Below are 23,460 nucleotides of genomic sequence, written 5' to 3' on the forward strand. Positions count from 1 at the left end.
ATTAGCTCAGTTGGTTCAGAGCACCTGCCTTACAAGCAGGGGGTCACTGGTTCGAATCCAGTATCGCCCACAACCTTTCAGACTTCCAAGCGGGAGTCTTTTTTTATGACGACATAGTTCGGGCGATTAGCTCAGTTGGTTCAGAGCACCTGCCTTACAAGCAGGGGGTCACTGGTTCGAATCCAGTATCGCCCACAACCTTATAGACTTCCAAACGGAAGTCTTTTTTTTTTACAAAAATTCCAAATTATGCGATTAAGAAGGATCAAGTCCTACCCCTTGGAATATAAGAGTTTTAAAATAAAGGGACCTGTCCTTGATTACTTAAAGCCGAGCCCCTTTATTTATCTCTTTTCCTTAAGCCAACTGATACGCTTCAGCCCTTAATGTTTGTCAACTATCTAAATCCGAAGTTTATACCCAAATTAAGACTGTTGAACTCGGCAAAAGTATAGTCTACATTTAATCTAAAAACACTTAGTTTAAGCTTTGTACCCAATGTTGCTCTCACACCCGAAGTGTTTTTTGAAACGGAAAACGGATCTTTTATTGTTTCCTGAAAAGGTCCGCTTTGAACTTTGTATGTTCCAAGAATATCTGTATTGGATTTTCCGGTAAGATACCCTAAACTTCCATAAAAATTAATAACAGGCAGTTTGGTAGAGGCTATAGCTTGGAATACCCATGTATTGGCATTAGTTTCAAAGTGTTGATTTTCACCATCCACTATTCCTGTATTGGTAAAATCATAACTACCATCTAAATGAGTATATCCCACAAGCCCTGAAATCGCTACCGGGAACAAACTATTTCCGGGCAACCATTGGGTAAACTCGTGCTGTATACCAAAACCGTAGAATCCAACTTTCACATCGTCTGAATCAACTTTCGGAAAAAAACGAGCCTTTACTTCGGTTCCTTTAAATAAGCCGACACTAAGCTGTACAAATGCTGTCGGTACAAAATTCACATTTTCTGAAGCCAGTCCGGTAGGAAGCGTAATATCCACACGCTCGGTTACTCCAGGAGCAACCTCACTTTCTACATACATTTCAATTCCCTCAATATCCCCCAAAGCCGTGGCAACCTGCTTGCTTGCTTTTCCATCGGCAAAGTGAAGGTTCTCATATACATCTGTATTTAATTCAAAGGCTTTTTTTTCATCCTTTACAGGGCTTATATTTCCAATAATGGATATTTCAAAACCCAAGAAGGGCTTTGCTTCAGCCGAATTAAACCATCCATTACTCATCCCATACATAAGTCCTTCACTGGCAGGAGCTAGATAATCATTTGTAAATCGTTGTGCATCATTCACACCTGCTGCAAGTAAATCATTAATATTCTGTTGTGCAGTTGACAAAAATCCTGATAATAACAGGGTAATAAGTAAAGTTTTTCTCATAGTAGTTGGTTTAAAATAATATATATATAACATGATACCCATCAGAAACCTTGTCTTGCGCCCTCAATTCTAAAAAGATAGGCACTAATCGCCATCCTAGTTTATCCTAGATACCATAACGGCTCCATTTTAAGTTGCTCCTACTTCATATCTGCCATAGGTTTATTAATTGTGCAACTATTAACTGGACATTACTTCCGGATGTCTACGGTTTTGATTTAGATCTCCGTTACATTTTTCGGGTAAAATCGTTGTCTTTTTCGTTTATTTTTCAAAATGTTAATTCCATTGTAAAAATATACAAAATATAATACGGCACCCCAACCACCTGTAAAAATTAAGTATTTATAAGAATTTAGAAATTGAAGAATAGACATCCTTGCATATCTTTTAACAACTAAGGCCTAAGCCCCTACAACCATTCTCTACCTTTAAAATCAAAACTGATTATCTCACCAATTCAATGAATAATCGACCCATTTTGACAGCACTTTATTTCAGACTTAGTAAGTCGGTGAGACTATCAAATTCATATCCCTTTTTTGTAAGCTTTCGGATCAATTCATCCAAATGATCGTAAAATTTGTCTGTTCTATCCGGGTGTGTCCCGATGTGTGTTAACAACACAAACCCATTTAAACCCTCCGTTTCCTCTAAGGACATAATGGATTCCATAATCTCCTCACTACTTCTATAATTACTCTCATTTGGAGTTGTATAATCAGCATGGGAAATTGTACCGGGTGTATAATTGATTAAACGTAAACCCATCTGGTTGGTCCATTGAGTAATAACTTTATCATGCCATTCATAAGGCGGTAAAAAATAGGGGGCATCCTCTTTTTCAATACCATATCTGGCCATTTCTTCATAGTTGGCTTTTAGGTCAGTTTTAAACTCCTCTACAAAAACTAAAGGTTTCTTTTCCGATGTCCAGTCGTTGTATAATAAATGTTGATCTGAATGGGCACCAAGATAATGGCCGTCTGCCAATGCCTTAGTGATAAAATCACTATTACTAGGATCACGGTAAAATTTTCCGGTGAGAAAGAATGCCCCTTTGATCGCATACTTATCGAGAATCTCAAGGATATGTGATGTCCCATCAGCATATTGATCTCCTGTAAATACCAATGTTAGGTTTTCTTCACCCCGATCTCCTCTGATTATTGCGCCATTTCTATCAACCGTAAGCTGTTTTTTTCTATGATTGGTCACATTCGCTTCTAAAGAGGAAAGGTAATATACTAAACTTGCGGTTCCATCCATGGTGGGCTCATTGGTAGAATAATCTCCCGCATCATCGTGATATACGACCAAATCTGATTGAAACTGTGCATATTCATCCGCCTGGTAGAGTTCAAGTCCTATAAGGCTCTTGAAAATAGATCCATAAACAGGCCCATCCACCAATCCTCCGTCTGTGGGATATCCTTCCAAAATAGTAAGCGAAGAGTGTGGTGATACTGGCGAATCTCCATCCTTGGGAAGCCCTACTATCATACTTGTTCCCCATGGATTTACACCAAACAACCAATCACGTAACGCAGCCTCCATTTCCAGATACTTGTCATCACCGGTGAGTTCCCGATACAATCTACATTGGGTAACAGCGGCGGTTACAAAATTATTGGAGCACCACACAAATGGTATACCGATAAAAAAAGGATTTTCTTTACCCCTTTGGTACAATAACTCAAGCCCTTGATCGTAATAATCACTCACTTTCTTCTTTTGATCCCCTGCCAGTGTTGAAGCCAATTCGTGGTGACCAACATTTAAAAATGGGTAGTATTGATAGTGGTTAACAGTATCCCGCCCCATCCATGGCGTAATTTTCTCCTCAGTAGCAAAAGAGAGTGCCTCCTCTCTATAATTGCTTTCTTTAGTTAATTTATACAAGACACTCGCCGCCAATTCCATATCATCAACCCAATTCTCTTCCTCGTAGAAATAGGGCCCCTTACACGGAGCTGTCTGACTTACTCCCGGATTTTGCTTACCATACTCAAAAGCATCTTCAGCGCGTTTTAACAGATCCTGGGTATAACTCGGGTAGAATTCCTCCAATACCATGGCTCCCATTGCAAATGCAGAGGCATACTTACCAGCTGTGGAAGCTACTCCCGTAGACCTGTTTTGGTACTTTTGTAAACCTTGTTTTTCAGCACTGGCCAAATATACGGGTCGTCCCTTTCGTTTCGGGTCGTAAACAGCAGTATCCTTATTCGGCAATCGAAAGCCTACATGATCTCGGTCATCCGCAATCTGATTATAGTATTCTGTTGGTGAAGGGTTCATCTTCTTTAGCCAATCAATTCCATATTTGGCTTCGTCCAAAACATCCGGAATTCCATTAGACCCAGGCAGACCATCAGCCCCATAGTAATCCCCAAAAGAGCTGGGGTTTTCTCTATAAGCAAATAGCAATTGAAAAACGGCATTGGCCGAAGTGGTTGTATACTGCAGGTAATCTGTAGCATCATGCCACCCTCCGGTAACATCGAGTCGTTGACCTGTTTTGGTCGGGTGGTAAATAATATACCCATCGTCCAAATGACAGGAATCAGCCAGATAGGGATTATAACCGCAGCGCTGTTGACGCATATATTTCATTAGAAAATCTGCGGTATGATCATAAACATTAGGATCTATTTTAAAGACAGGAGATTTGGTGTTATTGGTTTTGATATAATACAATCCACTGTTTTGAAAGTCCGAAAAATTTAAACGATATGAATGAGAAAAAGGACCAAAGTCCCCCTTTGCTTCTACCTTATCAGAGGTGTATATGAGCTTATCTGTATCCGCCTGGTAAATGGAGAATTCATAAATATCAGCTTCCCCTTTAGATCCAACAACAGCTACTTTTATAGCATCCGGCAAATATCCAAGATTGTTAACCCTAATCCAGGATTCTACTGGCTCTTTATACGGATTGCAACCAATCAATAAAAAGGATAACAACAGAAAAGTGAAAGCTTTACTCATAATAATTTCAATTGTACCGAAGATATCATCGTTCTTCTGCTATCCTTTTACAATGATTTCTTCCCCAGCATTGTATTGCTAACTTAAGAATTAATTTTTATTTATTATAATGAGATGATTTTTGTACAGAAAAAAAGATCAGACACAATTTAACAAATCGAAGATTCATATTGCAGTTCGTAAAAACTACCCCATAAAAAAACCACTACCGAAGCAATGGTTTTTTATGCATTATTCAATTTTATTTAAAACTTACGCTTAACTATCCTTTGATTGCCCAAGTCGCTCATGGACATACTCAATCTCCTTTTTATGATGGGGTGCAGGCTTACCATCCTTGTCCAAATTCACCATAATAATTTGATCAATCGTAATGATCGTTTGACGGGTCATTTTATTCCGAACCTCACAACATAAGGTTATTGAAGACCTGCCAAATTTCACAACTCCAATACCTATTTCTACAATATCCCCTTGTTTGGCTGATGACACAAAGTTGATCTCGGAAATATACTTGGTTACTACATAAGTATTCTCCAATTGAACAATGCTGTACAAGGCAGCTTCTTCATCAATCCAAGCCAACAATTTACCACCAAACAATGTTCCATTAGCATTTAAATCTTCTGGTTTTACCCACTTTCTGGTATGAAATCTCATCTGCTGTTTTTTTTAGTTCAATTTTAAAGTCCTATTATTAAATCGCAATTACTTCGACTATTTCAATGAAGCCGAGAACATCCAAACTAACTTTTCTTGTTCGGTAATATAATCACTCATCAAAGATACTGTACCCTCATCTCCTATCGAAGAAGAAAGCTCCAAAATTTCTCGTTCCACAATCAATAATTGTTTAAGTCCTTCCAATATAATGTGAAGTGCACCTTTACTGTCACTTACATTTTCGACTTCTTCTATGCTTGAAAGCCCTTTATAGGCACTAAAGGAATGTATGGGCACTAATCCTAAGGTCAGGATACGCTCCGCGATCTCATCGATATTATGAAGAGAATCGTTATACAGTTCCTCAAATTTTTCGTGGTATACAAAGAAATCACTTCCCTTAATATTCCAGTGAAATCCTCTTACGTTCATGTAAAATATTTGGTAGTTCGAAAGCAGTTCATTGAGCTTCTCTCCTACCTTTTTAGAATCCTCTCTTTCCAGTCCTATTTTATTCACTTCTGTTAATTTCATTTCGGTACATTTTTGATTTTAAATTCAATGCTAAGATAAAGAGATAACTAACTATAAACAATGTTTATCAATATCTCAATTCTATATAGCTATAAACTATAGTTATATTAAAATGTCATACAAAGAAACATAATGAGAAGGTGTCAAGGTCAAGAATTATGCAATAGATGATCAATAGGTGTTAAACTTACAATTTTAACATACTTTAACTTGCAATCTTATTAAATTTCCCGTCTTTTTGAGTTTTATAATACGATACAAATCTAAATTAAGAAGTCAATTCCTTTCTACTACTATGAAAACTAAATACATTATATACCTCTTGCTTATTATAGGTATAGGTGGCCTTGTTGCATATCGCATTAACAAGAACCAGCAAGCGAATCAGGGAAGCAAAAAAAACGCCCAAACTCAAACGCCACCCACTATAGATGGAATGGTCTTAGTTCCTACGGAATTCGAAGAGAATCTTTCTCTTTCCGGGACCCTGGAAGCCAATGAACAAATTGCGATTCGAAGCGAAGTTTCCGGATTGGTTCAGCGCATAAATTTCACTGAAGGTGGTACCGTTAATAAGGGCCAACTTTTAGTAAAGATCAACGATATCGAACTTAGAGCTAGATTATCCAAGACACAAACTGCAGAGAAACTAGCTCAAGAAAATGAAAGAAGAGCAGCATTGCTTCTGGATAAACAAGCGATAAGTCAAGAAGAGTACGACATGGCCAGTGCTGATTATTTTTCTGCAAAGGCTGAATCAGCCCTCATCAGAGCGCAACTTGAAAAAACAAGCATACAAGCACCATTTCCAGGGACAATCGGTCTTAGAAATGTCTCTGTCGGAAGCTATATTACCTCTAGTGAGGTTATCGCTAATTTAGTGAATACTGAAAAGTTAAAACTCACCTTTTCAATTCCAGAAAAATACGCCGCTAGAATTAAGATCAACGACGTATTTGATTTTACGACTTCGAGTAGCGAAAGGACACATCAAGCGGTTATCTACGCTATTGAACCTAAACTTGATTTACAGACCAGAACCCTAAAAATGCGAGGGTATACTGAAAATAAAAATCAAACACTCTACCCTGGGATGTTTGTAAATATTTCCCTCCCCCTAGAAACCATTACAGATGCCCTTATGGTACCATCTGAGGCTTTAATACCTATTCAAAACGGAAAGAAAATATTTGTTTACAGTGACGGTAAAGCTATATCAAGAGAAGTTCAAACAGGAGCCCGAACCAGTAGCATGGTACGTGTAACATCCGGTTTGAAACCCGGTGATACCATCTTGACCTATGGAGTAATGGCTTTAGAGAATGGATCACCTGTGAAGGTTCGTTTAAAAAACCCTTCTTAAACTGCTTTAAAAATGAACCTATCCACTATAAGTATTAAGCGCCCGGTGTTAACCATCGTTATGAATATTTTTATTATCCTATTCGGGATAATAGGCTATCTATTCTTGGGCGTTAGAGAATTTCCATCCATCGACCCTGCACAGGTATCTGTTCGAACCAATTACACTGGAGCAAATGCCGATATTATAGAATCCCAGATAACAGAACCTCTGGAGAAATCCATTAACTCCATTGATGGAATAAGAAATATAAGTTCTTCAAGTATCCAAGGAGCCAGTAGAATTAATATTGAATTTGAACTAGGTAAAAATCTCGAAGAGGCAGCAAACGATGTGCGGGATAAAGTTTCTCAGGCCGTGAGAAGATTACCTGAAGATATAGACGCTCCTCCGGTGGTTTCCAAGGCTGATGCTGATGCTAGGCGAATTATCGCAATGACCATTCAAAGTGATATCAAGAATATTCTTGAGCTTTCGGATTACGCAGAAAATGTTATCGCACAACGTATCGAGACTATCTCCGGCGTTAGTAGCGTGCAGATATGGGGTCAGAGGCGCTATGCCATGCGGCTTTGGATCGACCCAATGAAATTAGCCTCTTATGGCGCTACCGTTGCTGATGTCAAGGCAGCACTAATCGCGCAAAATGTGGAATTACCTTCGGGCAAACTTACAGGTGCGAACACGGAATTAACAGTTAAAACAATTGGTAATTTAGATACCGAGGAAGAGTTTAACAACATTATCATCCTTGCTACAAACGGAACAGTCGTTCGCTTAAGTGACATTGGAAGAGCTACTTTGGAGGGTGAGAATATGGAAACCAAGATGAGCGACTCTGGTCAGCCCATGGTTGCCATAGCCATCGTTCCCCAACCTGGCACCAATTACCTGGACATTGCCGACGAATTCTATGCTGAGTTCGAACAGTTGAAAAAAGATTTACCCCAGGGTTATACCTTAAATGTTGTTATTGATGATACCGTCTTTGTACGTAAGGCTGTTAGCGAAGTCGTAGAAACCCTAATGATATCCATTGTCTTGGTAATCTTGGTGATCTTTATTTTCTTCAGGAATTGGTCTATGGCTCTTCGTCCACTTATAGATATCCCAGTTTCTTTGATTGCAACATTCTTTATCATGTGGATGCTCGGTTACTCGATCAACGTACTAACGCTACTGGCCATAGTATTGGCTACTGGTCTGGTGGTCGACGACGGAATTGTAGTTACAGAAAATATCTATAAAAAAATAGAAGAAGGACTAAAGCCAATAGACGCCGCCATTCAAGGTGCGAAAGAAATCTTTTTTGCGGTAATTTCAATTTCTGTAACCTTGGCAGCAGTATTCCTACCCGTAATTTTCCTAGAGGGATTTGTGGGCCGGTTGTTTAGAGAATTCGGTGTGGTGATAGCCTCGGCAGTACTAGTTTCTGCTTTCGTTTCACTAACCCTTACTCCAATGCTAAACGCCTATATGATCAAAACCGGAAAGCAAAAGCATTCAAAGTTCTACCAGGTGACCGAACGTTATTTTGTAAGTATGAATAACAATTACGCCAATTCATTGGGTAATTTTATGAAGCGAAAATGGCTGAGTTTTCCGATCTTATTATTTTGTATGCTTATGATTGGTCTGTTTTACTCCTTGTTAAAGAAAGAAACAGCACCCTATGAAGATAGAAGTTTTGTCAGTTTAAATGTAACTGCTCCAGAGGGATCCTCTTATGAATATATGGATCAGTATATGACTGAGATTACCAATCTGATCAATGACTCTGTTCCGGAGAAAAAAGTAAGTCTAATCCTCACCTCCCCTAGTTTTGGAACCTCTTCAGTCAATAGTGGAAGAGCAAATATAGCATTGGTCGAACCTCATCTTCGAGAGAAGTCTCAAGCTGAAATCGCCACTGATTTAAGCCACTGGACCCAAAAGTACCATGGCTCAAAAGTCAGCGTGTCTCAAACACCTACTATTTCCGTTAATAGGAGAGGTGGACCGCCAATACAATACATCATACAAGCACCGAACTTTGAAAAGTTACAAGAGAAAATCCCGTTATTTATGAAGGAGGCGGAAAACCATCCAACTTTCTCGTATACAGATGTAAATTTAAAATTCGACAAACCTGAGCTCTATGTAAGTATTAACCGAGAAAAAGCCGAAAGTGTTGGAGTAAGCGTCAAAGAAGTTGCGGAGACACTACAACTATCTCTAAGCGGGCAACGCTTTGGGTATTTTATCAGAAATGGTAAACAATACCAGGTCATTGGCCAATTTGATAAGTCCGATCGAGAAACGCCAACTGATCTTACCTCAATATTCGTAAAGAACAACCAAGGACAACTCATTCAGCTGGATAACTTAGTTACTACAACTGAATTTAGTAGTCCTCCACAGCTGTATCACAATAACCGCTATATGTCAGCAACGGTTTCCGCCAACTTGGCAAGTGGACAAAGTATAGGCGATGGAATTGCAGCAATGAATGAAATTAAAGAAAAAGTGCTGGACGAGTCCTTCACCACGGATTTAGGAGGAGAATCTAGGGACTTTGTAGAGAGTAGTTCAAATACGCTTTATGCGTTTTTCTTAGCACTCTTACTTATCTTTTTAATCTTATCTGCACAATTTGAAAGTTTTATTGATCCATTTATAATCATTTTAACCGTGCCTATGGCTGTTGCAGGAGCCTTATTTTCACTATGGCTATTCGGACAGAGCTGGAACATATTTAGTCAAATTGGCACCATTATGCTTATTGGATTGGTAACTAAAAACGGAATTTTAATTGTTGAGTTTGCAAACCAACTTCGAGAAGAAGGAATGCCAAAAGAAGAAGCAATTCTCAAAGCATCCGCTTCACGTCTAAGGCCAATTTTAATGACAAGTTTAACCATTGCTTTGGGTGCAATGCCAATTGCATTATCTCTAGGTGCGGCATCCACAAGTAGAATCGGTATGGGAGTGGTGATTGTTGGTGGAACTATGTTTTCACTATTATTAACCCTATATATCATCCCTGCTATCTACTCCATGTGGTCCGGTAAAAAGAAACTAAGAACTGAATATGAAGCCAACTAAAATCACCCCTATGTCTAGTTATAAATATATCTTAGTACTGCTTTTTGGAATCTGTTCAACAGTAGGATACACCCAAGAAATACTAACAGCAGAACAGGCCCTGGCCACAGCATTGGAAAACAATTATGAGATCCGAATGGCTAAGAACGAACTTCGTATAGACAGCCTAAGTCACAGTCCTGGGTTCGCTGGAATGCTCCCTAGAGTGAACGCTTTCTTGGACGATAATAATAGTATACAGAACTTAGAACAAACCCGATCAGACGGAACCGTTAATTCTCAGGATGACGCCAAAAACAACAGCCTGAATTATGGGGTAGAATTGGATTGGACATTGTTCGATGGTTTTAAAATGTTTGCCACCCACCAAAGGTTAAAAGAACAAAGAAACCTAGGAAGCAATACACTGAAAGAATCCATCATAGGTAACCTTAGCGACGTTTTGATCACCTATTATGACCTTGTGCAACAACAGCAGCAACTCGCAGCCTTGGACAGTACTGTAGTGATTTCAAAACAACGAGTAACCTTGGCTCAAAATCGCTTTGACATCGGAAAGGCCTCCAAATTAGAAGTCTTGAACGCCGAGGTTGATTTGAACACGGATCAAACCCTATTCTTAGAGCAACAGGAGTTGTTTGCCAATACCAAGGTCGTACTAAATCGTTTGTTAGCTCGAGATATTCAAACTTCCTTTAGCGTAGAGGCCGAAATTAAAATAGATAGCGGATTGTTTTTACCAGATTTAAAAGCAATGGCCATGGAGAACAATCCTGAACTTCTGAGTCATATTATTCAAAACAAAATAGCCAAACTCAAATTTAAAGAAATAAGAGCTTCAAGATATCCCACTGTTATTGCAAGAACATCTTATAACTTTAGTGAGTCTGAATCGAGCTTGGGCTTTACTACCAATTCTTCCTCACATGGATTGCGGTATGGCGTTGGTATAAACATGAATATCTTTGACGGATTAAACCAAAACAGAAGTGAGAAAATAGCAAAACTAGAAATTGACAATAGTAAAATCCTCATTGAACAGCAACAAAAAACATTGCTTTCTCAATTGCATATTGCACATCAAACTTATCAAACCAATCTTAAGCTAATTGCATTAGAGCATAAGAACGATGCCATGGCGAAGGAAAATTTAGAAATCACCATGGAAAAATATCGTATTGGAATTATCCCTACAATTGAATTCCGGACAGCTCAACTCAATTACATAAATGCTCAGTTGCGTTATAGCAACGCCGTATTTAAAGCAAAATTATCTGAGATTTCATTAAAAGCACTCTCTGGAAATTTACCGTTGTAACACCTGTGGCGAGAATGCCTTAGTTAAATAATGCTTTCATGGTAGTGGCTTCATTGGGCTCTTCGGTACTTTTCTGATCCCACATATCCATAAAGCGCTTAGGACTCACCCATACCGTTTGTATCATTCCTTGATATCGGGATTTCATCTTGGGTGTAGCCGAGGCTCGAAGCTCTCTAAGTAAGTGCTGTTGATCTATTGCAACCTGTGGATTACGCCAGGTGCAGCTGGCTACATCAAAGCCTTTCATTGCAAAGAGGACTGCCGTAGGATCTGCACGTTCGTAATGCCAATCACAAATAAACACATCCTTTGGTATCAGATCAATGGCTCTATGGGTAGCGTTCATGCTAGCCTCCCACATCCCCATCCCAGTCGACTTGCCATCGATTAATCGATCTCCCCAAATCCAAAGTCTTTTACCCTTAGAGGCCAGATGATTTCTGATTTTAGTAACCTCTGATGCAAACAATTCTGCCTTATCCATACCCCCACATCTAGGACAATTGGGACTCCCAATATAAAACACCTCATCCATACCGGCGTGAAATGCATCTGCTTTAAAAGCTGCTACAACCTCATCGACAAGTGCAAATACGATCTTGTGTACATCGGGGTGCAATGGACAGTAGCTTTTGCAGTATAAACCATCATCGTTCGGCCACTGATACACCTTTGGTAATGTGACCTCCGGAGTTTCGTCAAACTGAGGATACACCTCCAATAATTTCCCTAGATCTTCAGCCCAAGATTGATGGCCTAAAAGGTTAATCTGCGGAATAATTGAAATTCCGTGTTTGGTACATATTTCCACTATTTTATCGACATCCTTTTGTGATAAAGCATCCTTCTCAACAAGTTCAGGATGAGTCTTATATTGGTAGTTGTAATCCACCCGAAGTATCAAGGTATTAATTTCAAGCGGACTCAGCTCCTTGTCTATAAAACTGACAAAGCGATCTACATTTTCTTCTGAGGGCGCTGCAATAGCTAGTCCTCGTAATGGTAATTGCTCCTGAGCAGAGGCAAAAAAGGCTATAAAAAGCAAGATGATGCTATAACGTCGCATATGTTATAATTTAAGTTTTATGTGAACTTTTGAAAGTAAAGCAGCAAAACCAATCATAAGAATGGCCCATGCTAATGAACCACAAATGGCTAAGAGCGCTGACTCTGATTGTTTGTAAAAAAATACATTCAACCCCAATCCCCAAATACTGTAATATATAATATCAGGAGCTAAATACGTCGTCAGTGAGTTTTGTCCGGCAGGTAAAAATAATTTGGTCCAAGCTGACCATTTTAAAACATCAATCACAAGGAATAACATACAAAAAACAAACACACTGATACCGCTGCAGTACATCGCCCAGCTAGGGGTTCCAAGAATTTTAGACACTATAAAATATTGGTGCAAAATCGCTCCCAATATCAGAAAAAACACTCCTATAGGGACAAGAATCCCCATGAGTCTAACCAGGTTATTTTTATATTTTTTCACCACCATTCCAACGACTAATCCACTTAGTACTATAGTAGGTATATTACCATCGAGAAGTACCCCTATATAAGGATCCAAAACATTAAGACCATCTAGACTACCGAGCTGTGATAGTATATTCAAGATCAAAAACAACAGCCATACTATAATCACTCCAACAAACTTACCCCGAGTACACACAAAGGTAGCTGAAGCGGAAAGATACCCCCAGCCAATAAGCCCTAATATCCCCCACCAACTCGTGTGAAGCCATTCAGGATTCTCTGTAGTTCCTGCTTTAAACAATACGACGAGTAAAACCAATGCTACTACCCCTAGTATTCTAAGCAATCTGAATATTCTGGTATTTTTTGAATGTCTGGGATACTGGTTCCAAATCAAAAAGACGCAGCCATAAACCAATAGGGCCCATAATTCTGCAGGCATGCTAGTAAGTTCTGGATTTAAACTTGAAATATTGACCATCAACACTCCGATTAGAAGAAGACTTAAAGTTCGAGTTAGGATATGAACCCATATTTTGAACCCATCATGTCCTTTTTTCTTCCTGGCCGCTATAGCATAAGGAATAGCAAGCCCCACCATGAATAAAAAACCGGGGAAAACCCAGTCTGCAAGGCCCATACCATCATCTGACGCTTGGGTATGTACCAACCACTTTGGGACGCCCGGGCTGTACAAATCGTTCACGAAGAGCATTAGAAAAAGTGTGATACCCCTCATGATATCAATGGACAGTATTCGGCTAGAATTCATAAGAAAAATGAATTGTCAAAACACCAAATAGACTTGATTGAGGGTGCTAGTATATTCGTATCAAAGCGATTACTATTATTTTTGGGAAGGTCAATACTTTTCTCGGACCACTTTGTGGCAGAAAAAAGATTACCTAAGTAGTTATATATCATTTTATGGTTTAATGGTTGGTTAGTTAGGTTCTAAAATACAAACAAATCAGTAGTATTCAAAAAATAGTTTAAGTCACCCCAAGAACAGCACTTAAGATTAGAAAGGATACCCAAAGGCAAAATTGAGAATCGGCTTACTCAGATCAAAATTATAGCGATCCTCATAAGGCTTGTGAATAGGAGCAGCCAAATCAAATCGAATCACAAAACCTTGGACATCCACACGCAGTCCGGCACCTACTCCAACTCCCAATTCTTTCATAAACCCGGAGGATATTTCTCCTCCCACAAGTGCTGGGTTACTTTTTATCAACCATACATTTCCGGCATCAGCAAACAGAGCGCCTCGAACAAATGACATGATGGGAAAGCGATACTCCAAATTTGCCTCTAATCGTATGTCACCGGTTTGATCGATATAAGAGGCGGTATTTAGTTCTCTATTGTCTGCATCGGGCTGATAGGTCCCTGGTCCAAGTGAACGGATTCTAAAAGCTCTGACACTAAAAGGACCTCCCGCATAGTATTGCTTCGAATACGGCATACTGATAGAATTCCCATAAGCATATCCAATACCACCAAACAGTCTGGCAACCAGAGCCTGATTCGCATCAAATCGGTATTGAACTCTAAAGTCAACATCGGTTCGAATAAATTGTGCGTATTCCATCCCCAGTATTTTCTCTGCCCCATTCTCACCGGCATCACCACTAAATAGACTTAAAGCATTCCCGGCCATCTCAAAATTGGCAGCGAAATAAATGGGAGCTTTCTTCTCGAGATCATTCACCTCATTGTATACGAATCCATAGTTTAATCCGGCTATAAATTTTTGTTCAAAGCTGTTTCTCAAATAAGGATTACTTGCTAGCAGCTCTTCAAAGGCCTGCGAGGTATTGGAGAGACTACTGTAATTAAAACCTATAGGTACCAGCTCGTGGTAGACGTATTTGTTGGCATTCCACGTATAGCCAAAGCCTGCAAGAAGCGAAATCGAACGGTATAGGTCTTGACGGTTTAAGTATTCAATTGCTGTAGAAATCCTCGTCTTTGGAACCTCGTAATCAAAACCAAAATCCAACTTAAAAGGGAATAATATTCTTGGGAATATCAAATCAGTCTTTAAACCTAATTGTAAGCTACGCGAACTAGAGCCTTCCCCCTCTCCACCAATTTGTTGCTCAAAACCAAAACGAGCTGTTGTACTGAGGATCTCACCTCCTCTAAACAGATTTCTGTTGGTATAGGTCAAGGCCAAGGCAGGTCCCACAAAGTTATTGGATTTAGAGTTTGCTTGCAGCTCAGCCCTTAGGGCATGTTTATTTAAAGGGGATAAGAAAATTGAAGCATTTAATAAGGCAACGCTATCACCTTCTATGGGTGCTTTAATTTCGTCATAGCGGATGGATGCATACTTATAAACCCCTATTTTAGAGAGTCGGTTAGTAGTGTACTTAGAGGTAGTCGGATTGTAATATTGATCCTTCTCAAATAAAATAAACGGCGCCAGTCGATCAGGCCTAAAGAAATCGTCATGCTGTATATAAGTAATACCTTGGTATTGTATGGTATCGGCAACTTCCGATTTGGTATCTACAGAATAGTTTGCATGTACCTTTATAAGGTTTAGTTTGTAAGGGATTTTGGAGGCATATGGTGTTTCATCCTTGAGCTTTAGATAGAGGTCTAACTTTTTTCCTTTATATTGATTGGTGTCCGCCTGAAAAAGCAAGAAATCATCATTGAAATTATAGAAGCCCTTAGCTTTCATATAGCTATCAATTCGCTCTCGTTCACTTTTAAACAAATCCAAATCAAACCGTTCCCCTGTAGAAATCAAACTCTCGGATAAGGATGTGTCTATATGCTGATATACTATGGTAGAATCCTGTAATAAATTATAAGAAGCAATGCGATACGGCTCGTTAACTTGGACCTTGTAATCTACAGATGCTGTATGCTTATTCTTTGTCAAGCTGCTACTGATAACATTCCTATAAAACCCTCTATTTTCCAGACGATTATCAATGAGTTCTTCTGTCTTTTGAGTATTGACATCTGATACGTAAACTGGCTTCTCTCCTATTTTCTTGTTGAAGAATTTATTGATAAAACCGGCATTCTCACGTTGTGCCCTATAATGTGACCTGAGCCCTAATCGCATTCCTAAAAATTTAGAATTTGGAATAGGTCTTAAAAGTTCCTCTAGCTCATCATTAATAAAACCGGGAAGTTTTAAACTATCGTTTTTAGTACCTAGTTCAATTTCAGCACCAGTATACAAATATTCATCTTCAGGAATATATTTTCGAACACCACATGAGTGAAGACATACCATCAAAAGCAACCCTATGAGTGGTTTGTAATTTTTCAATGTTTTATCTGTTTTTTGCTTCATCTTCACTTGTATCCATTAAAGGTCCCTCCTTGGGATCCGATTCTGTATTTATAGTATCCTCTTGCTTTCCCGTATTGGGTTTCGTCTCCTTATCCTCTTTGAATTCTTCTCTCATTTTACGTTCCCATAATTCCTTAAACTTATTGAATTCTTTACTAAAAATAAGTGAAATTCCGGTCACGATAAGCTCGCCGTCCACCACGCTCTCAAATTGATTTTTACGATAACCTCTCAGACGATAGCGACCATCCTTGGTAATTAAATATTCTAGGGCTACGTTCCCGATCACAGGAGCATTTCGACCTTCGGCACTACTGCTACCTTGAATATCTACCTCGCTTCCAACTTGAATCACAAGGCGATTGTCAAAAAGGCTTTTAGAGGCATTGATATCGAGTTCAGTGCGTTCTTGCGGGGTTTCAGATTGATAATCAGTATAACTATCCAATCCAAAATTTAAAGCGACGCCTGTATTCCCCATTAGCTTATTTGAGAAACTGTTCAACTGGTCGGACAACACATTATTGACGTTGTCACGAGCAATTGAAGCTGGTCCTCCTGCACTACCATCACTTCCGGAACTGGGAAAGAACCTATTGAGTACAAGTAACGAAAACACCTGCTTGTTTAATTCTTCTTCTTGATTGTTGAGTTGTTGAACATAACCATAAACATTCCCACCTAAAGCCCCTTGACTTTCCTCTGGCATATCGAGCTGAAATGATAATTCTGGAGCTAAGAGTTCCCCATCGACGTTCAAATACACCATAAACGGGAGTTCCTGACGATAGGATCGCATCACCTCTTCACTCACTCCGACAGTTTGAGTTGCCATAAGTGCAGCGGCCGAGGTCTGCACCTTATAGATTGCCTGAAGATCCAACTGTGCCTCCAAGGGATCTCCGTTCCAAGTTAGTCGACTTCCTTTAGCGATATCAAATCTTCGCTTTACAATATTGTACAAACTGGCCTCGTAATGGCCATCTTCTACCTCGTACTGCCCTGAGAAATTCATTCTTCCGTTAGGTGTCATCATAAAAGAAAACTCACCCATTCCGGTCACCTCTAAATTATCTCCACTGCGTTTATCCATGATGATTTTAAGGGTGGAGTTTTTATCAACTTTTAAGGCAACATCCAAATCGAAGCCCTCCATAAACTTAACCGCTTGTGATTCGGATTGATTTGCAGTTAGTATATCATTAGTGTTGGATTTATTTACAAACACAACAACACCTTCTCTTTGATTGATATCCAGTTCGGACTCCGGAACAACCATGGTAAAGCTGGAGCCCTCATCAATTCTCAAGCTTCCCCTAACCACTGGAATTTCTACATCACCCTTAATGGTGAGATCAGTACTTAAACTCACATCTCCATAGAAGAGCTCATTTTCTTCTACCGTAGAGTGAAGGACATTAAAATGATCCGCTGTCATCACTAGATCAAAACTCGGTTTACTAAGTTGTTCTGTTCTTATACCTCCATCAAGGGTAAAAGCACTTCCCTGTACATCAGTAAACTTAATCGTATTGAAGTAAAAACCATCATTGTCAAAGCTCACCACTTCATTTTCAAGTTTAAACTCAGTACCAAGAGTTGTTGGAGTTAGGCTTAGCTGATGAAAATCAAATTCTCCTTTATAGATCGGATTCGAAGCCATCCCCGAAATACTGGCATGTCCACTGATATAACCATCCGCCTTAGAGATCGCTTCTTTCGCAAGAACCTCCACCGCTTCCATTTGTATCTCATTGATATCAATTGCGAAGTCCAATTCGCCATCATTTTGCATTGCTAAATAATCACCCCTCATATCAAAATCCACATAACCGTCCTTTAAGGAAAGGTCGAGGGTATACTTGTTGGCTTGACTCGCTAAGGCTTTCATGGACAAGGTACCTAGTGGGAGCTGCATAGCCTCAAATTCCTTAATATTCAAATCAGCCTGAATTCCTGTTTTAGTGAAAACGTGATCTACTTCAAGATGTCCATTTAAGACACCCTTAACCAGTGATTCACTTGGATTCAAAAGATTCATCACGGTGGCCAAATCAAAATTCTCAAAAAGCAACCGCAGAGAGACCTCTCCTTGTGGGGTATCCTTGTTTTCCAAGGTAATATGTTGCTTTCCGTGATTGAGATCAAAATCACGAACACCTATATAATCTGTTGTATACATAATTTCATTGGACGATGCAATAAACCACGGTTCCTTGTTGAGAATAAGCCCTTGTGGTCGAATCTTTAAATGTATACTGTCATTTTTAAATACAACATCTGAATGTACATCCACAACCGCTGTCAGGGAATCCAAACTTTGAAAGTGCACAGCGAGATTGTGATTTTTATAGACCGCCTTTAGACCCGTGTTTCCCATGGCAATCGGTCCGGCATTGACTGCACGCCAATCAAGCCCCAGATCCATCACTTGGGCAGCTCCTTTGACATCTAACTTTAAACTGTCAATTTCATTATCCTGGTAATTTAAATGCGGTATATCCACATGTGCTGAAAGCGTTTGCTTGCTTTGATCAAAATCCAGCACCAAACTAATGGTATCCATAGACTTCAGTCCCGGTAGCAATACTTTATTGAGCAGTGGACCATTTTTTACATGCAATCGCAGATCGACCAAGGCATTTTTACCTACTAAGGAAGAATCCACAACAATGGAGTCCGAGGCATAACCCATGAGGTAGTCTTCTATGGCGCGCCTAAGCAGTTGTGGATTGACATTGGAGTTCAATTTCCCTTTTATGATGTCATGATTAATTTTAAAACTAGTTTGATTTTCAGATACTCCGGCACTTAGTTCCAACACCCCAATATCATAGGTGCTGTTTTGAGCGATAACCACCCCATCTTCCAAACGACTCTCCAGTGTAAAGTCCTCTAAACTCCCTTGAAATTTTGCACTCAGGTTAAAAGCAGTTCTTATGTCCTTATTAGTAAGCCCAAGTTTATAGAGATTGGCGCCTTCTACATCCATAACCAAGTCGGCAATAGAATTCACAGAGTCCAATTTCACATCGACAGCTGTGTGCATGTCTATATTCTCATCTTTGAAAACCATAGTAACACTACCCTTCCCATTGGTGATTTGGCCAACTAATTTTAAGGGACTAAGATCATAGCCACCATAGCGAAGAGAATCAAAATCAGAAGTCAACGAAGCGGTTAGATCATTTAATGAGCTTCCACCACCCATGCTTTTTATGGAAACACTGACCGGTGTCAACAACGAATCCCCAATGATACGACCGAGATTCAATTCTTGGGTTCGAAGATCTACGGCATATTTGATGGTGTCTGAATTTAAAAAGTTTCCAGCAAAGTATACATCACCCTGGGTAGAGTTCAGATGTAAATCTGCTATGACGCCTTCAAGTCCTCCGGACAAACTCCCTTTTAACTGCAAACTATCGGGTAGTTCCAGTCCCAGCTCCTCTTTGGGGATAAATCGGTAAATAGCATCATTATTAGATTGTATATCCAGATCAGGAATCTCTACTTGCAATTTGTCAGTGTCCAAAACTGAGGTGGCAACTCCGTTTAGGCTAACAAGACTGTTTTGCCATTTCAGTATAAAAGAATCTATGTTTAGACTGTCTAAGCTCCCATTGGAAGTGAGCTTTCCGCTTAGGCGATCAGTACTCAGTGCATTTATATAAGGGTTTTCTAATAGTTCAGGTTGAAAATAACTCAGATCATTTACATCCAATTCGAAAGGGAGGTTTAAAGAAAGTAGCGCTGATTCTGGATTATTTATAAGCGCATCAACAGAAGTATATCCAATGCTAGCATCTCCTGTGACTCTTGTGTTTGAAGTCGAAAATTCAAATCCAGATAAGGTGGCGGACTCCTTTTCAACCACCAGATCAAAGGCTATGTTTTTTAACCAAAAACGCTTAGCATCCCTAAAAGTAAAATTCTCAAGATGAGCCCTCAGTTCCTTTGGTGCGTAGTGCAAATGGTCAGCATTTAGGGTTAAGGCTTCTATCTGAAGATCGGAAGCGTTGAAATTTTGATGTGGTGCTACCATACTATCCCTATAGTAGACCTTGTTATTGACAAGTGAGATTTCTTCTACGTCCACCTGATAATTAGGCCATACCAATGGAACTTCTGCATTTTGAATAACCGTATCTTGAACTACCTCAGCAGAAGAAAGATTTGTATAGGTGATATTTGTATTCTCCAAGGCAAAGGAATTCAAGGCTATCTTAGCCTCTGGGAGATTGAAATCCCCATCTTTTAAGGATGAATTACCTAACTCCAAATCAAGTGAAACCTTCTCCAAAGGCAAGTCGTAATTGAATTTGATATTATTAAGATAAAGCTCTTGTATCCTTAAGGTCGGAGTTGTTGAATCCTCTTCTGCAGGTTGTGTGCTGGGCGCAGTAGCTTTGTTTTGCTGATAGACCAACTTACTGTCACCCAGTTTCAAGGATTCCACATCAAAGTCCATGTGCTCCAAGTCAAACACATCCATTTCCAGCTGCAAACTTCCCAAATCAAGATCCGCCAATATACCCTGTTGTAAATCCTGATAACGCAATTTAATATCACTCAGGGCCAAGGCATCTATCAAGAACACTGTAGCCGAAGTTGTGTCTACTGCGGTGGTATCCTCACTTGCAAAAGCCTCAACGATATAATCAAAGTTAAAAGTACCTTCAGCATCCCTATATACATTAGCACTAAGGCCATCCCAATCAATATTTTTAATATGTATTTTAGTTCCTCGTATCAACGGCATCAAGGCTACAGACAATTGTAAATTCTTAGCATAGACCAAGCTGTCTCCTTTTTGATCTTCCATATACAATCCTTCTAAGGAGAGATCACCTGAAAATGTGAGATACAATTTCTCAATGGAGACCTCTGTTCCAATTTTCTCTTCAATATAAGTAACAGCTTTGGAGACTATGAGGTTCTGACCCCATTTGCTTTGTATGAAAATAATAAGGATTCCAAAAAGCAAAATGAGAACCACAGCTATACGTAGCAGTATGCCTAGCCATTTGGGTTTAGTAATCTTTTTTTTATCTAACATACCACAATGAAACCTTAGAAGGTGGTGGTTCAGGGTACCGACAAATATACGTAGGTAATTGCGGAATCAAAAGGTATACACTATTATCAATGCAATAAAAATCTTGTGAATCGTTTAGTAATAATACTAAAGCAATACCCATGGTATATAACTGACCTAAGATCCTATAAGTTACGCCGCCTTACATAGTATTACTGAATAGCAGATTATAATCAAAGGGAATCCGAACAAATCGAAAACAGGCAATTTTAACAAGTAATTAGGTCAAAAATTACCAATATATCAAAGAGTCAACTTATATTTGAAAAATAACACGCTAAATAACAATCTAAACATGAATAAAGTTTTATTCGCAGGGCTATTCTTAGCCATGTCATGTAATAGTGCGCAGCACAATGACAGCACTACAAGCAGCGATGTAGCCCAAAAAGAGGTAGCTACTAAAGAACAAAGGGTTGCATACGCAGAAACCATCACCGAAGAGGATTTAAAAAAACATCTCTACATTTATGCTTCCGATGAATTTGAAGGAAGGAACACCGGTGAACCTGGGCAAAAGAAAGCAGTTGAATATATCAAAAATCACTACCAGGATATAGATGTTGCTGCAGCACAAGGGGGCGAAAATTATTTTCAAGATGTCCCTTTAGAAATCAGTGGAATCCCTACTGGATCTATCACTATCGCAGACACTGATTACACCTTAGGAGAAGGGATCATCACCTTTTCTACGATACCAAACCAATCTTATGATGTAGTCTATGCAGGCTTTGGTATCGAGACTGACGGATATTCAGATTACAAGGATATTGATGTCAAAGGAAAATATGTCCTCATCAAAATTGGAGAGCCAAAAGATGCTAACGGAAACTATATCCTTAGCGGAGATGATCAAGCCGGGGTTTGGTCCAACTGGAGAGAAACCCTAAGTCAACGCGTTGATATCGCTACGGACAAAGGTGCTGAAGGAATTATCTATTACGATGATCAGTACTACAACCGTTCAAAACGCAGATATGATTATTTCATCCAATCAAAAAGTGGTGGAAATATGGCGCTAAAGAGCGACGAGAAAAAACTCCCTTATATATTCGTCAATAAAGATGTTGCAACCAGTATCTATCCTGAGATCGACAGCAATAACACTGCAAAAGATTTAGAAGAGCAAATCACCTTAAATGTTAAGAGCGTTACTAAGGATGTAGATTCTGAGAATGTAGTTGCTATTATCAAAGGAAAAAGCAAACCTAATGAATATGTTGTCATTTCATCTCACCTTGATCACGTAGGTGTAGATCCAAGCGGAGATGTGTTCAACGGTGCTGATGATGACGGTAGTGGTACCGTAGCCATGTTAGAAATAGCTGAAGCATTTAAAAAAGCAGCAGCAGATGGTAATGGTCCTGAAAGATCTATTGTATTCTTACACGTAACTGCCGAAGAAAAAGGACTTTTTGGTTCTCAGTATTACACGGATAATCCAATTTTCCCATTGGCTAACACGGTAGCTGACCTTAACATCGATATGATCGGTAGAATAGATCCTGAAAGAGAGGGAGACAGAAACTACATCTACCTTATTGGATCTGATAAACTCAGTACAGAATTACATAACATTTCTGAAGCTGTAAATAAAGAGTTTACGCAAATAGAATTAGATTACACTTATAATGATGAAAACGATCCAAACCGTTTCTATTATAGAAGTGACCATTACAACTTTGCAAAACACAATATTCCAATTATATTTTACTTTAACGGTACTCACGAGGACTATCACAAGGTTACTGACACTCCAGACAAGATCAACTACGATCTTTTGAGAAACAGAGCGAGATTGGTTTTCCATACCGCTTGGGAAGTTGCTAACAGACCAGATCGAATTGTAGTAGACAAAGCTACTCCACAAGAGTAAAGAAGGTTAAAAGATAGAATACTGATTAATTGATTAAAGTGCTTTTTCCAGCAATAGAAGAAGCACTTTTTTTATGCCTCAATTTTAAACTTTCCTTAAAGCAATGGACTTGGTAAAAATGAAAGTAATCAGATCGATCTTAAAATAGGAACAAAAACTAATGCAAAGGCAACGAAGTTAGAAGTGGGGTCTGGTGTATAATTAGAAAAAGCTCCTTAAAAAAGGAGCTTTTAGAAGCATTTGGGTGGAAGACCGGGTTCGAACCGGCGACCTCTGGAACCACAATCCAGCGCTCTAACCAACTGAGCTACAACCACCGTA

Annotated in this window: 12 protein-coding genes and 2 tRNA genes; 5 read left to right on the forward strand and 9 right to left on the reverse strand. The window is 39.3% G+C overall.

Annotated elements, in window-relative coordinates:
* The first annotated feature begins 120 nt into the window (after nucleotides 1-120).
* A tRNA-Val gene (locus ACN0TV_RS15750) sits at nucleotides 121-195 on the forward strand.
* A gap of 202 nt (nucleotides 196-397) precedes the next feature.
* Here the strand turns inward: ACN0TV_RS15750 and ACN0TV_RS15755 are convergent.
* The 4 genes from ACN0TV_RS15755 to ACN0TV_RS15770 all read right to left on the reverse strand — a co-directional run bounded on the left by ACN0TV_RS15755 (nucleotide 398) and on the right by ACN0TV_RS15770 (nucleotide 5,593).
* Nucleotides 398-1,405: a DUF6588 family protein gene (locus ACN0TV_RS15755; RefSeq protein WP_417364108.1), complete on the reverse strand. Its 1,008-nt coding sequence runs from the start codon at nucleotides 1,403-1,405 to the stop codon at nucleotides 398-400.
* A gap of 492 nt (nucleotides 1,406-1,897) precedes the next feature.
* On the reverse strand, nucleotides 1,898-4,396 hold the full coding sequence (locus ACN0TV_RS15760) for a glycoside hydrolase family 9 protein (protein WP_417364110.1): 2,499 nt from the start codon (nucleotides 4,394-4,396) through the stop codon (nucleotides 1,898-1,900).
* A gap of 258 nt (nucleotides 4,397-4,654) precedes the next feature.
* Nucleotides 4,655-5,056, reverse strand: a complete 402-nt coding sequence (locus tag ACN0TV_RS15765) for an acyl-CoA thioesterase (protein ID WP_417364112.1) — start codon at nucleotides 5,054-5,056, stop codon at nucleotides 4,655-4,657.
* 57 nt (nucleotides 5,057-5,113) lie between these two features.
* Nucleotides 5,114-5,593 (reverse strand): Dps family protein, encoded by a 480-nt coding sequence (locus ACN0TV_RS15770; protein ID WP_417364114.1) that lies wholly within the window; start codon nucleotides 5,591-5,593, stop codon nucleotides 5,114-5,116.
* A gap of 295 nt (nucleotides 5,594-5,888) precedes the next feature.
* Here ACN0TV_RS15770 and ACN0TV_RS15775 point away from each other — a divergent pair, with 295 nt between their 5' ends.
* From ACN0TV_RS15775 to ACN0TV_RS15785, 3 genes are read left to right on the forward strand one after another with little or no spacing between them, the layout of a single operon-like run.
* Nucleotides 5,889-6,956 (forward strand): efflux RND transporter periplasmic adaptor subunit, encoded by a 1,068-nt coding sequence (locus ACN0TV_RS15775; protein WP_417364115.1) that lies wholly within the window; start codon nucleotides 5,889-5,891, stop codon nucleotides 6,954-6,956.
* A 12-nt stretch (nucleotides 6,957-6,968) separates the two neighbouring features.
* Entirely contained in the window at nucleotides 6,969-10,040 is a 3,072-nt protein-coding gene (locus tag ACN0TV_RS15780; RefSeq protein WP_417364117.1) for an efflux RND transporter permease subunit, read from the forward strand.
* 10 nt (nucleotides 10,041-10,050) lie between these two features.
* Complete coding sequence (locus tag ACN0TV_RS15785; RefSeq protein ID WP_417364119.1) at nucleotides 10,051-11,358, forward strand: TolC family protein; 1,308 nt, start codon at nucleotides 10,051-10,053, stop codon at nucleotides 11,356-11,358.
* A 19-nt stretch (nucleotides 11,359-11,377) separates the two neighbouring features.
* Here the strand turns inward: ACN0TV_RS15785 and ACN0TV_RS15790 are convergent, their stop codons facing one another.
* From ACN0TV_RS15790 to ACN0TV_RS15805, 4 genes are all read right to left on the reverse strand, one after another.
* Nucleotides 11,378-12,427, reverse strand: coding sequence for a family 20 glycosylhydrolase (locus ACN0TV_RS15790; protein ID WP_417364120.1), 1,050 nt, complete (start codon nucleotides 12,425-12,427; stop codon nucleotides 11,378-11,380).
* 3 nt (nucleotides 12,428-12,430) lie between these two features.
* Complete coding sequence (locus tag ACN0TV_RS15795) at nucleotides 12,431-13,615, reverse strand: DUF5009 domain-containing protein (protein ID WP_417364122.1); 1,185 nt, start codon at nucleotides 13,613-13,615, stop codon at nucleotides 12,431-12,433.
* 249 nt (nucleotides 13,616-13,864) lie between these two features.
* Nucleotides 13,865-16,165, reverse strand: coding sequence for a BamA/TamA family outer membrane protein (locus ACN0TV_RS15800; protein ID WP_417364124.1), 2,301 nt, complete (start codon nucleotides 16,163-16,165; stop codon nucleotides 13,865-13,867).
* The gene (locus tag ACN0TV_RS15805) at nucleotides 16,146-21,224 is read right to left on the reverse strand and encodes a translocation/assembly module TamB domain-containing protein (RefSeq protein WP_417364126.1); all 5,079 of its coding nucleotides are present in this window, start codon (nucleotides 21,222-21,224) and stop codon (nucleotides 16,146-16,148) included. Before ACN0TV_RS15805 ends, ACN0TV_RS15800 begins: the two co-directional genes overlap by 20 nt.
* A gap of 334 nt (nucleotides 21,225-21,558) precedes the next feature.
* On the opposite strand from ACN0TV_RS15805, the gene ACN0TV_RS15810 reads away from it, so the two are divergent.
* The gene (locus ACN0TV_RS15810; protein WP_417364127.1) at nucleotides 21,559-23,139 is read left to right on the forward strand and encodes a M28 family peptidase; all 1,581 of its coding nucleotides are present in this window, start codon (nucleotides 21,559-21,561) and stop codon (nucleotides 23,137-23,139) included.
* Between the two features lie 242 nt (nucleotides 23,140-23,381).
* On the opposite strand, the gene ACN0TV_RS15815 is transcribed toward ACN0TV_RS15810, so the two are convergent.
* Nucleotides 23,382-23,457: transfer RNA gene (locus ACN0TV_RS15815), tRNA-His, on the reverse strand.
* Between the last annotated feature and the right edge of the window lie 3 nt (nucleotides 23,458-23,460).

This window comes from Galbibacter sp. (genome assembly GCF_048266365.1).
Classification (GTDB): Bacteria; Bacteroidota; Bacteroidia; order Flavobacteriales; family Flavobacteriaceae; genus Galbibacter.

Bases quoted from the DNA above. Each gene is read 5' to 3' on its own strand.
- ACN0TV_RS15775 (WP_417364115.1), top strand. From the start codon at position 5,889: ATGAAAACTAAATACATTATATACCTCTTGCTTATTATAGGTATAGGT.
- ACN0TV_RS15760 (WP_417364110.1), bottom strand. From the start codon at position 4,396: ATGAGTAAAGCTTTCACTTTTCTGTTGTTATCCTTTTTATTGATTGGT.
- ACN0TV_RS15770 (WP_417364114.1), bottom strand. From the start codon at position 5,593: ATGAAATTAACAGAAGTGAATAAAATAGGACTGGAAAGAGAGGATTCT.
- ACN0TV_RS15790 (WP_417364120.1), bottom strand. From the start codon at position 12,427: ATGCGACGTTATAGCATCATCTTGCTTTTTATAGCCTTTTTTGCCTCT.
- ACN0TV_RS15795 (WP_417364122.1), bottom strand. From the start codon at position 13,615: ATGAATTCTAGCCGAATACTGTCCATTGATATCATGAGGGGTATCACA.
- ACN0TV_RS15765 (WP_417364112.1), bottom strand. From the start codon at position 5,056: ATGAGATTTCATACCAGAAAGTGGGTAAAACCAGAAGATTTAAATGCT.
- ACN0TV_RS15785 (WP_417364119.1), top strand. From the start codon at position 10,051: ATGTCTAGTTATAAATATATCTTAGTACTGCTTTTTGGAATCTGTTCA.
- ACN0TV_RS15780 (WP_417364117.1), top strand. From the start codon at position 6,969: ATGAACCTATCCACTATAAGTATTAAGCGCCCGGTGTTAACCATCGTT.
- ACN0TV_RS15755 (WP_417364108.1), bottom strand. From the start codon at position 1,405: ATGAGAAAAACTTTACTTATTACCCTGTTATTATCAGGATTTTTGTCA.
- ACN0TV_RS15800 (WP_417364124.1), bottom strand. From the start codon at position 16,165: ATGAAGCAAAAAACAGATAAAACATTGAAAAATTACAAACCACTCATA.
- ACN0TV_RS15805 (WP_417364126.1), bottom strand. From the start codon at position 21,224: ATGTTAGATAAAAAAAAGATTACTAAACCCAAATGGCTAGGCATACTG.
- ACN0TV_RS15810 (WP_417364127.1), top strand. From the start codon at position 21,559: ATGAATAAAGTTTTATTCGCAGGGCTATTCTTAGCCATGTCATGTAAT.